Below are 9,876 nucleotides of genomic sequence, written 5' to 3'. Positions count from 1 at the left end.
GAGGGGGGTGGGGAGGAGTGGGAGATTGCTGCCGGTGGTGGCGAACCTCTCTTTCGGCTGCGCAGCCGCGCCCTGGAAATCCTTCCCGCCCTGGAAGGCGTGGGCGTCAACGCCATCTATGCCGGGCTGAGGCCCGCCTCAGAGCGCAAGGACTACGTGATCGGGGCGCTGGCGGAGCGCAACTGGATCACCGTCGCCGGCATCCGCTCGACGGGTCTCACTGCGGCGCTGGGGATCGCCCGCCACGTCGAAGGCCTCTATGCCGCGCATTTCGGATCGCTTCCGGCAGCCCCCGCTCCGGTGTGGACGCCGGTCGCGAACCTCGCCGAGCACCTGCCCCGCCCCTACATGGCAGGCGGCGAGGTGGTCTGCCACTGCGAGCTGGTGACGCGCGAAGAGGTGGCGTCGGCGCTCTCCGGCCCGTTGCCGGCCGGCGATGCGGGAGGCCTCAGGCGCCGGACGCGGGCGATGATGGGGCGCTGCCAGGGCTTCTACTGCTCGGCCCATGTGCTGGCGATGATGCGGGAGACCCATGATGGAGCAGCGTGACGTCGTCATCATCGGCGGCGGCCCGGCCGGCCTCTCGGCGGCACGGCGGCTGGCGGCGCGCGGCATGTCCTCGCTGACGGTGATCGAGCGCGAGCCCGTGGCGGGCGGCATCCCGCGCCATTGCGGCCATGTCGGTTTCGGCTGGCAGAGCCACCGCCGCATCTGGAGCGGGCCGCGCTTTGCCGAAGAACTCCGCCGCAGCGTCGAGGGCCTCGACATCCGCACCGGAACCACGGTGCTCGGCATGAGCGCCGATGGCGTTCTGCGCATCCGTGATCGCGGCGGCCTCGGCGAGATTCGCGCCCGGCGCATCCTCATCGCCACCGGCACGCGAGAGACGCCGCGTGCGGCGCGCTTCATCGGCGGCAGCCGGCCTGCCGGCGTGATGACCACGGGCGCCCTGCAGCAGCATGTCTATCTTCACGCTCACCGCCCCTTCTCGAAACCGGTGATCATCGGAACCGAGCTCGTCTCCTTCTCCGCCATCCTCACCTGCCGGCACCTCGGCATCAGGCCCGTCGCCATGATCGAGGAGGGGCCACGGATCAGCGCGCCGCGCCCGGGCGATCTCGTCGCCCGCCTCGTCTATGGCGTTCCCGTCCTGCTTTCGAGCCGCGTCACCAAAATCATCGGCACACATTCGGTCGAGGCGGTCGAGATCGAAACCGCGGGACGCCGCAGCCGCATCGCCTGCGACGGGGTGATCGTCACCGGCCGCTTCGTGCCCGAGCGCGCGGTCTTCGCCCAAGGGCCCAATGTCTTCACCGCCGGGAACGTCAATGCGCCGCTCAAGACCTCGGGCCAGTGCTGGCGCGACGGCCGGGACGCGGCGGACCTGATCCTCGCGAGCCTGTCATGAAAGCGCTCGGCATCGACCAGGGAACGACCGGCACCAAGTCCGTGATCCTCGGCGAGGACGGAACACTCGCTGCGGGCGCGAGCTTCGAGCACCGCCAGATCTATCCCCGCCCGGGCTGGGTGGAACATGACCCCGAGGAACTCTTTGCGCATGTCGCAGGAGCGATTGCGGCAGCACCCGGAGCGGGCTGCATCGGCCTCGACAACCAGGGTGAGACCGTGATCGCCTGGGACGCCGCCACGGGCCGCCCCATCCACAACGCCATCGTCTGGCAGGACGACCGCACGCGCGGCTTCACGGAGAAGCTGAAGGCGGATGGCTCGGAAGACCTGACGCTGCGCATCGCCGGCCTGCCGCTCGATCCCTATTTCTCGGCAAGCAAGCTCCGCTGGCTGCTCGACAACGTGGCCGAAGCCCGCGGACTGCTGAGGCAGAGGAGGCTGCGGCTCGGCACCAGCGATGCCTTCTTCCTCGCCCGCCTCACCGGCCGCTTCTCGACCGACGTGACGACCGCCTCGCGGACAAGCCTCATGTCGCTCGACAGCCTCTCCTGGGACCCTGGGCTCTGCGAGCTCTTCGGCGTGCCGGTCGAATGCCTCCCCGAGATCCGCCCGAGTGCGGGGGAGTTCGGCGAGGCCGGCGGCGTGCCGGTGACGGCGAGCCTCGTCGACCAGCAGGCCGCACTCTTCGGCCATGGCTGCGCCAGGCCTGGCGACGCCAAGATCACCTTCGGCACCGGCGCCTTCGCCCTGGCGCTCACCGGCGGGCAGCGCCTCGACGGCAGCCGCTTCGGCATCCTGCCGACGCTCGCCTGGAAGCTGGGCGATGGTCCTGCGGTCTTCGCCGTCGAGGGCGGTGTCTACAATGCCGCCTCCGCCGTGAACTGGGCGCGGCAGCTCGGCCTGTTCTCAGGCTTCGGCGAGATCGATGGCTTTGCATCCCGGCCCGCCATCCTGCGTGAGCTCGCTTTCGTGCCGGCCCTCTCCGGCCTCGGCTGCCCGCACTGGGACCGCAGTGCCGCGGGCCTGTGGATCGGCCTCGGCCTCGACACCACCCGGCAGGACATGATGCAGAGCATGCTGGAGGGGATCGCGCTCCGCGCCGCCGAGGTCGTCGCTGCCATGGCGGAGCTGGCGCCGCTCGGCGCGACGATCTCCGTCGACGGCGGCATGTCGCGCAACGCCTACTTCCTCTCGTTCCTCGCCAATGTGCTGGAGCGCCGCGTGATCGTTCCCTCGACGGGCGAGCTCACCGGCCTCGGCGCAGCCCGCATGGCGATGCTGGGGCTTGCGGGCGCCGAGGAGCGGCTTCCGCCCCTCCCTGCGCCGCGCACCGCGATCGAGCCCACGGCGGGTTGGGGCAAGGCCGCCCGTTCCCGCTTCGCCGAAGCTCTCCGCAGGGCGAAGGGCTGGAAGGAAGCCGGGCCTTAAGCGGCGGCGGCCTGCCTCTCTGCCGCGCGTGCGCCGCAGCCGGCGACCAGCCCCTCCGCCCCGTCGAGGGCACCGGGGACGAGCTCGAGGCCGAGGAAGCGATGACGCTCGACGGGGCCCGGCAGGTGCAGGTCCGCCACGGGCGCATGATCGAAGCCGAAGCGCGCGTAATAAGGCGCATCGCCGACGAGGATGACGGCGCCATGGCCGCGCGCGCGGACCTCGGCGAGCGCGCGCTGCCTGAGCGCCGCGCCGATGCCCTTGCCCTGGTGGCGGCAGTCGACGGCGAGCGGCCCCAGCAGCAGCGCCGGCCCCGCCGAGCCGGCGAGCACGTCCCACAGGCGGAGCGTGCCGACGAGCCGGCCCTTGCCGTCCACAGCCGCGAAAGCGAGGCCTTCCGCCGGCAGGCGGCCCTCCCGCAGGCGCTCGGAGGTCTTGCGGCGGCGGGTCTTGCCGAAGGCGCGGTCGAGCAGCCGCTCGCGCGCGGCAGCGTCCGTGACGGTTTCGGAGCGGATGGTGAGCATGGCAACAGCCTTCCTGTCATCCCGGCGGAGCGCGCCGGAAACCAAAGAGCGGGGTTGGTCCCCCGGCGCGAAGAGCCGGGGGCGACGGAATTGTCAGATGACGTAGGCCTTGAGCGGCGAGAAGCCGTTGAAGGCCACCGAGGCATAGGTCGTCGTGTAGGCGCCCGTGGCCTCGATCAGCACCTCGTCGCCCACCGTGAGCGTGACGGGAAGCTCGTAAGGCACCTTCTCGTAGAGTACGTCGGCCGAGTCGCAGGTGGGGCCGGCCACGACGCAGGGTGCCTTGGCGTCGGCATCCTTCGCCGTCACGATCGGGTAGCGGATCGCCTCGTCCATCGTCTCGGCGAGGCCGCCGAACTTGCCGATGTCGAGATAGACCCAGCGGTGGTTGTCGTTGGCGTGCTTCTTCGAGATCAGCACCACCTCCGCCTTGACGACACCCGCATTGCCCACCATGCCGCGGCCCGGCTCGATGATCGTCTCGGGGATCGCGTTGCCGAAATGCTTCGTCAGCGCATCGTGGATGGCGTTGGCATAGGCGCCGGTGCCCGGCACCTCCTTGAGGTAGCGGGTGGGAAAGCCGCCGCCGAGATTCACCATCTTCAGCGTGATGCCGCGGGCCTGCATCCGGTCGAAGATCGCCTTCGATTCGGCCAGGGCCGAGTCCCACGCCTCGAGCCTCGTCTGCTGCGAGCCGACGTGAAAGGAGATGCCATAGGCCTCGAGGCCAAGCGAGCGGGCGCGCATCAGCACCTCCACCGCCATCGCGGGCTCGCAGCCGAACTTGCGCGACAGCGGCCACTCGGCACCTGCCCCGTCCGTGAGGATGCGGCAGAACACACGAGCACCCGGCGCGGCGCGCGCGACCTTCTCCACCTCTTCCTCCGAATCGACCGCATAGAGCGAGACGCCGAGGGCATGGGCGCGCGCGATGTCGCGCTCCTTCTTGATGGTGTTGCCGAAGGAGATCCGCTCAGGAGTGGCGCCCGCGGCGAGAGCCATCTCGATTTCCGGCACCGAGGCGGTGTCGAAGCAGGAGCCCATGGAGGCCAGCAGCTTCAGGATCTCGGGTGCAGGATTGGCCTTCACCGCGTAGAAGATGCGCGTGTCGGGCATGCTGCGCGTGAAGGCGCGGTAGTTCTCGGCGATGACCTCGAGATCGACGACGAGGCAGGGGCCTTCGGGGCGTCGGTCGCGCAGGAAGTCGCGGATGCGGGCGGTTGCGGCCATCTGGGTTCTCCCGGAAAACAAGTATGCGTTGCCTTCGCCGGTAGGATGACAACCTCCCCACGCTTTGGAGACGTGGAAATGCTGGCTCGTACTGACGTTTCGCCTTGGCTTGACCGGGAAACCCCGGTCGCACATGGGGCAAGGATAGTGGTGCCTCTCAGTAACCCCGGCCTTTGGAGGAGCCGGCAGAGACCAAAAAGCCCGCACCGTCGTTGCTTTGGGGAAATCCTTGAGGCACGTGCGACTCTGGGCGCGCGGTATATGATTCACTTCGCGAGTCGATTCAAGAATTTTCCGGGGAGGGAGGGGATTATTTTGCGGATGGTTGAGACATGGTGACGAGAGCCCGCGGAACCTTCTTCGGGGCGCTGGCGATCGCCGCGTGGTCGGTCTACGGCGTGCTGCTCGCCGCGGAGCGCGAGACGGGCCCCTTCCTCTCCATGGCGATCGTCTTCAGCTTCGCCGTGGCGACGCTGCTGCTCTGGCGCCTCGCGCGCGGCGAGGGCTTGCGCGGCCTGCTGCCCATGCCGCTGCCCACGCTGGCGCTCGGCTTCATCGGCCTCTTCGGCAGCAACATCCTTTACGTGGTGTCGCTGAGCCTCGGGGGCGAGCCCGTCGCCGTCAACATCGCGGCCCTGTCCTGGCCGGTGTTCATGGCGCTCTTCATCGCGGTTTTCGGCGTGGCGCGGCCCGGCTGGCTCGACGGGCTGGCGATGGCCGTGGGCTTCGCCGGCGTCGTGCTGCTCGTCACCAGGGGCCGGAGCCTTGCGGTCGACTGGGCGGTGCTGCCCGCACTTCTGGGTGCCGTGTGCTGGGCGGCGCTCTCGGCGCTGAGGACCAGGGTGCCGCCAGGCCCGCGCGATGCCATGCTGCACTTCGCGGCACTCTCCTGTCTCGTCGCCTGGGTGCTGGCGCTCACCCTCGAGGGCCTCAGCCTTCCACCGCCGGGCGAGTTCCTGCGGCTGGCGGTCGTCGGAATGCTGACGGTCGGGCTCGCCAACCACCTCTGGGATGTCGCCACCCGCTATGGCGATCCCGTGCTGCTCGCCTCCATGAGCTTCATGGAGCCGGTGGCCTCCACCGCCCTGATCGCGCTGGTGCTGTCCCAGCCGGTGACCTGGAGCGACGCGGGAGCGCTTCTCCTGGTGCTCGCTGCCGTGGCGGCGAGCTTCATGAGCGAGCGCCGCCGAACATCTTCCAGCCGGCGATGAGGCGCGTCACCACCGTCACCGCGCACATCGCCGCATAGACGAGCGCGATCAGGGCGAAATGCTGCGGCCACAGGCACATGGCAAGGAAGCACAACACGGTCTCCGTGCCCTCGGTGAGCCCGCCCAGGTAGTAGAAAGACTTGTTCGGATAGGCCGTGCTCCTCAATCCCCGCTTCTCGGCGATGATGGCGAAGGCGAGGAAGCTCGTGCCGGTGCCGAGAAAAGCCGCGAGCAGCACGGAGGCGGCGAGCGCATTGTCTTGCGGCGCGGCGAGCGCGAAGGCGAGCGGCACGGCGCCGTAGAACACGAAGTCGAGCGAGATGTCGAGGAAGGCGCCGCGCTCGCTGGCCCGCGTGAGCCGCGCCAGCGCTCCGTCGACGCCGTCGAGGGCGCGGTTGGCCAGCAGCGGAAGGATCGCGGCCCATGGCTCGCCGAGCGCGATGAGAAGCGCCGCAAGCATACCGAAGGCGAAGCCGATGAAGCTCGCCTGGTCCGCCGTCAGCCCGCGCGCGGCGAGGTTCTGCGCCGCGCGCTCGATGAGTGGCCGGAAGAGCTTCAGCGCCATCCGGTCAAGCATGCCGCACCTCGCCGTTCTCGATCAGCAGCACGCGCCCGCCCTCGGGCACGTCCGCCGCATCATGCGTCACCATCAGGCAGGGAATGTTGCGCTCCACGATGTGGCCGAACACGAAGCCGCGCATCGCGGCGCGAAGTTCCTGGTCGAGCTTGTTGAAGGGCTCGTCGAGCAGCATGGCGCGAGGCTCGGCGAGAAGGGCGCGCAGCAGCGCCACGCGCGCGCGCTGCCCGCCCGAGAGCGTGGCGGGGGGCCTCTCCGCCATGCCGCCGAGTTCCGCCGCGGCGAGCGCCTCGTCCACGCGCTTCAGCCGTTCCGCCCGTGGCCCGGGGGCCATGCCGAAGAGCAGGTTCTCGCCGACGGTGAGGTGGGGAAACAGCAGGTCGTCCTGGAACAGCCTGCCGATCCGGCGCCTTTCGGGGAGCAGCCCGTCCAGCCGCTCGCCATCGAGGAAGACGGAGCCCGAGGCCACGAAGGCCTCGTCGATGTCGCCCGCGATGAAGGAGAGGAGCGTCGACTTTCCCGCCCCGCTCCGCCCCATCAGCGTTACGATCTCGCCGGGCGCGATGGCGAGCGAGAAGGGCGCGATGAGCGTGTGCCCGTCGCGCGCGATCGACACGGCCTCGAGCCTCAGCGCCATCTGGGCTTCCCCAGCAGTGCGGCGAGGAGGAAGGCTGCGAGCGGCGGCGCGGCAAGCGCCAGCGCAAAGGCGGCGGTGAGCGGCCGCGAACCTCCCGCCGACAAGGTCACCGCCTCCATCGGCACCGTGGAATGGCGCCCGGCGGCCACGAGCTGCGCGGGCACGAATTGCGCCATCGACACCGCGAATCCGATGGCCCCCGCGGTGAGGAGCGGCGCCTTGAGGAGCGGCGCCTTGACGCTGAGCCAGGCCCTCAGGCTAGAGGCGGAAAGCGCCCGCGCCGCTGCCATGTAGCGCATGTCGAAGCCGCGATAGGGGCCCGAGAGCACGAGCACCACATAGGCCGCCGCCGGCGTCAGATGAGCGAGGAACAGGCCCGCCAGGGTGCCGCTGAGATGGAGGCCGAGGAGCAGCCGGTATTGCCCGGCGGCGAGCGCGAGTTGCGGCAGCGCCAGCGAGGCGAGCGCCAGCCCCACCACCCAGCGGTCCCGCGCGGGCGGCTGCGTCTCGAACCACAGGATGGCAATGACGATGGCTGAAGTCGATGTCGCCAGCCCCAGCCCGAGGCTGAGCCACAGCGGGTTCGGCGAGGCCGCGAGCGTCTCCCACGCTGCGCCGCTGAAGCCCGGGGGCAGCAGCGCCGGATAGGGCCAGCGCGGCGCAACCGAGAGCATGAGCAGCATCACGACCGAGAGCGCGAATACGGCGGCAAGCGCCAGGCCGAGAGACATGGCCTGCCGGCGCGGCAGGCCGAGAGCCGAAGGCCCGCCGGTGAGGAAGCGCCGCAGCGGCCGGCGCAGCGCGGCCAGCATCGCCGCCGCCGCACCGGCTGCGAGGGCGAGCGCAGCGGTGAGAAGCAGCGCGCCGACAAGCCCCATGCGGTTCTGCGCCGGCTCCGCATCGTTGAGCGCATGCCAGATCACCACGGACATCGTCGGCGGCTGGGTGGGGCCGAGCACCAGCGCCATGTCGACGACCGTCGCGCCATAGGTGAAGACGGCGAGGATGGGCCAGCGCAATTGCCTGAGAAGCTGCGGCAGCACCACGCGCAGGAAGGCCGAGCCCGGCCCGTGGCCGAGGCTCCGGGCTGCGCGGCACTGGGCCTCGAGCGCGCCTGCATGCTCCCCGCGCTTCAGTGTGGCGAAGGCCGCCGTGGTGAGGAAGGGAATCTCCTTCAGGGCGAGGCCGAGGGTGAGCGACAGGCCCCACGGGTCCTGCACGCTGATCCACGAGGGGGGTTCTCCCCCGCCCACGAAAATCCGTGCCAAAAGCCCCGAGGGCATGATGAGGAAGCCCGCTCCGATGGCGAAGGCGAGATGCGGCAGCGCCAGGCCTGCCGCGGAAGCGGCCTCGAAGCTGCGCCGGGCGCCGGAGCCATGGAGCCCGGCCAGCAGGAGGAGCGATGCAGCGAGCGCCAGCAGCGTCGCGGCCGCACCCGTGGCGAGCGACAGCGCGAGGCCGGGAGCGAGCTGCGGGTGCGCAAGGAGCAGCTGCCAGGCTTCCCCGTCGAGCGCGGGCAGGATCAGGAAGGGCAGGGCCAGCACCACAGGCCCGCCCCACAGCACGGCGAGCGGCAGCGCGCCCAGGCTCCTCCTCATGCGCCGTAGCGTTCGAGCCATGCCGCCTCGATGAGGGAAACCCAGCTGCCGTGCGGCTCTGGTATGGCCGGTGCGGGATGGCGCACCGCCCCCGGCGCATCGCCGCTTCCGAACAGCGCCCGCTCCTCGGCCGTGAGCTTCGCGAGGTCGAGCACGGTGGGATCGCCCCAGATGGCGAGATCGGCCTTGCGCGCCTGCGCCTCGGGCGAGAGCAGGAAATCGGCGGCAACCTGTGCCGCGGCCTTCGCCCGCGCATTGACGGGGATGGCGAGGAAATGCGTATTGCCGATGGTGCCGCCGGCATGCTGCCAGGCGATGGTCGTCCGGGGCAGCGTCCCCGCCGCGACGAGATTGGCGGGCTCGTTCGGGTTGAAGGTGATCCCCACCTCCACCTCCCCGTCGGCCAGCATCTGGGTGAGCTGCGCTTGCGACAGCGGGAACTGCCGCCCTTCGCGCCAGAGGTGCGGGTGGAGCGCATCGAGGAAATCGAAGAGCGGCTTCGCGGCGTCCGCGAACTCAGCCTTGCCGATGCTCAGGCGCAGCAGCGACGGCTCGCGGATCGTCTCGGCCAGCACCTGCTTCACGAAGGTAGTGCCGTGGAAGTCCGGCGGTGCCGGATAGCTGCAGCGGCCGGGATTGTCGCGCGCGAAGCCGAGCAGCGCCGGCATGGAGAGGGGCGGCGCCCCGAGCCTCGCGCCATCGCCGAAGAATGTGAGCTGCGCCATGCCCCAGGGCGATTCGAGGCCTTCGGTCGGCTCCGCGAAGTCGATCCGCGTCGTCGGCTTTCCCGCGGTGTCGACGAGCGCGAAGTTGGGCAGGGTTTCGGCGAAGGGCCCGAAGAGCAGCTTCTCCTGCTTCATCGCCCGGAAGTTCTCGCCGTTGATCCAGATGAGGTCGGCGCTGCCGGGGCTTGCCGCCCTCACCTCCTCGCGCACCCTGCGCACCGCTTCCGCGGTGTCGGCAAGCTTCACGTGAATGAGCGTGATGCCGTGGCGCGCCTTCAGCACGTCCGCGGCCCAGGCGATGTAGCCGTTGACCTGCGGCGAGCCCGCCCAGGCGTTGAAGTAGACGGCCTGGCCGCGCGCCTCCTTCATGATCGCCTGCCACGCCCCTTCGGCCCTTGCCGCCGTCCGGAACGGCGCGAGGCCGATCAGGCCAAGAAGGCTGCGGCGGGTTATGGCGAAAGGCATGTCTCGGGGCTCTCCGTCTCTGCCGCTCGTCTTAAGCGTGTTCCCCGCAAAAGGAAATCACGGCGCCTCCA

At 70.2% G+C, this 9,876-nt stretch carries 10 protein-coding genes; 4 read left to right on the top strand and 6 right to left on the bottom strand.

The genetic code is table 11. The annotated features are described in order from the left end of the window. The 3 genes from ACK4HL_RS16330 to ACK4HL_RS16320 all read left to right on the top strand — a co-directional run. Window positions 1-549, top strand: a 549-nt coding sequence (locus ACK4HL_RS16330; RefSeq protein ID WP_409762349.1) for a (2Fe-2S)-binding protein, incomplete at its 5' end; no start/stop codon positions are given. Next, a complete protein-coding gene (locus ACK4HL_RS16325; RefSeq protein ID WP_409762346.1) occupies window positions 533-1,408 on the top strand; it encodes an NAD(P)/FAD-dependent oxidoreductase in 876 nt (291 codons plus the stop codon). The genes ACK4HL_RS16330 and ACK4HL_RS16325, both read left to right, overlap by 17 nt. Continuing rightward, window positions 1,405-2,838, top strand: coding sequence for an FGGY family carbohydrate kinase (locus ACK4HL_RS16320; RefSeq protein ID WP_409762343.1), 1,434 nt, complete (start codon window positions 1,405-1,407; stop codon window positions 2,836-2,838). Before ACK4HL_RS16325 ends, ACK4HL_RS16320 begins: the two co-directional genes overlap by 4 nt. On the opposite strand, the gene ACK4HL_RS16315 is transcribed toward ACK4HL_RS16320, so the two are convergent. Together ACK4HL_RS16315 and ACK4HL_RS16310 are read right to left on the bottom strand one after the other, a co-directional pair. After that, entirely contained in the window at window positions 2,835-3,362 is a 528-nt protein-coding gene (locus ACK4HL_RS16315) for a GNAT family N-acetyltransferase (protein ID WP_409762340.1), read from the bottom strand. The two genes, ACK4HL_RS16320 and ACK4HL_RS16315, sit on opposite strands and share 4 nt — an antisense overlap. A 93-nt stretch (window positions 3,363-3,455) precedes the next feature. Beyond that, window positions 3,456-4,592, bottom strand: a complete 1,137-nt coding sequence (locus ACK4HL_RS16310; RefSeq protein ID WP_409762337.1) for a type III PLP-dependent enzyme — start codon at window positions 4,590-4,592, stop codon at window positions 3,456-3,458. 332 nt (window positions 4,593-4,924) lie between these two features. Between ACK4HL_RS16310 and ACK4HL_RS16305 the strand changes: the two genes are divergently transcribed. Next, window positions 4,925-5,803, top strand: a complete 879-nt coding sequence (locus tag ACK4HL_RS16305) for a DMT family transporter (RefSeq protein ID WP_409762334.1) — start codon at window positions 4,925-4,927, stop codon at window positions 5,801-5,803. On the opposite strand, the gene ACK4HL_RS16300 is transcribed toward ACK4HL_RS16305, so the two are convergent. From ACK4HL_RS16300 to ACK4HL_RS16285, 4 genes are read right to left on the bottom strand one after another with little or no spacing between them, the layout of a single operon-like run. Then, entirely contained in the window at window positions 5,763-6,380 is a 618-nt protein-coding gene (locus ACK4HL_RS16300; RefSeq protein WP_409762331.1) for a CDP-alcohol phosphatidyltransferase family protein, read from the bottom strand. The genes ACK4HL_RS16305 and ACK4HL_RS16300 overlap by 41 nt on opposite strands. Next, entirely contained in the window at window positions 6,373-7,017 is a 645-nt protein-coding gene (locus ACK4HL_RS16295) for an ATP-binding cassette domain-containing protein (protein ID WP_409762328.1), read from the bottom strand. The genes ACK4HL_RS16300 and ACK4HL_RS16295 overlap by 8 nt, the downstream gene beginning before the upstream one ends. Further along, complete coding sequence (locus ACK4HL_RS16290; protein WP_409762325.1) at window positions 7,008-8,615, bottom strand: hypothetical protein; 1,608 nt, start codon at window positions 8,613-8,615, stop codon at window positions 7,008-7,010. Before ACK4HL_RS16290 ends, ACK4HL_RS16295 begins: the two co-directional genes overlap by 10 nt. After that, window positions 8,612-9,805, bottom strand: a complete 1,194-nt coding sequence (locus ACK4HL_RS16285; RefSeq protein WP_409762322.1) for an ABC transporter substrate-binding protein — start codon at window positions 9,803-9,805, stop codon at window positions 8,612-8,614. The genes ACK4HL_RS16290 and ACK4HL_RS16285 overlap by 4 nt, the downstream gene beginning before the upstream one ends. Between the last annotated feature and the right edge of the window lie 71 nt (window positions 9,806-9,876).

This window comes from Aestuariivirga sp. (genome assembly GCF_046294715.1).
Lineage (GTDB): Bacteria > Pseudomonadota > Alphaproteobacteria > Rhizobiales > Aestuariivirgaceae > Aestuariivirga.
The sequence above is the reverse complement of the archived record's forward strand: the minus strand, read 5'-3'. Positions and strand labels throughout refer to the sequence as shown.

Bases quoted from the DNA above. Each gene is read 5' to 3' on its own strand.
- ACK4HL_RS16325 (WP_409762346.1), top strand. From the start codon at position 533: ATGATGGAGCAGCGTGACGTCGTCATCATCGGCGGCGGCCCGGCCGGC.
- ACK4HL_RS16320 (WP_409762343.1), top strand. From the start codon at position 1,405: ATGAAAGCGCTCGGCATCGACCAGGGAACGACCGGCACCAAGTCCGTG.
- ACK4HL_RS16315 (WP_409762340.1), bottom strand. From the start codon at position 3,362: ATGCTCACCATCCGCTCCGAAACCGTCACGGACGCTGCCGCGCGCGAG.
- ACK4HL_RS16310 (WP_409762337.1), bottom strand. From the start codon at position 4,592: ATGGCCGCAACCGCCCGCATCCGCGACTTCCTGCGCGACCGACGCCCC.
- ACK4HL_RS16305 (WP_409762334.1), top strand. From the start codon at position 4,925: ATGGTGACGAGAGCCCGCGGAACCTTCTTCGGGGCGCTGGCGATCGCC.
- ACK4HL_RS16300 (WP_409762331.1), bottom strand. From the start codon at position 6,380: ATGCTTGACCGGATGGCGCTGAAGCTCTTCCGGCCACTCATCGAGCGC.
- ACK4HL_RS16295 (WP_409762328.1), bottom strand. From the start codon at position 7,017: ATGGCGCTGAGGCTCGAGGCCGTGTCGATCGCGCGCGACGGGCACACG.
- ACK4HL_RS16290 (WP_409762325.1), bottom strand. From the start codon at position 8,615: ATGAGGAGGAGCCTGGGCGCGCTGCCGCTCGCCGTGCTGTGGGGCGGG.
- ACK4HL_RS16285 (WP_409762322.1), bottom strand. From the start codon at position 9,805: ATGCCTTTCGCCATAACCCGCCGCAGCCTTCTTGGCCTGATCGGCCTC.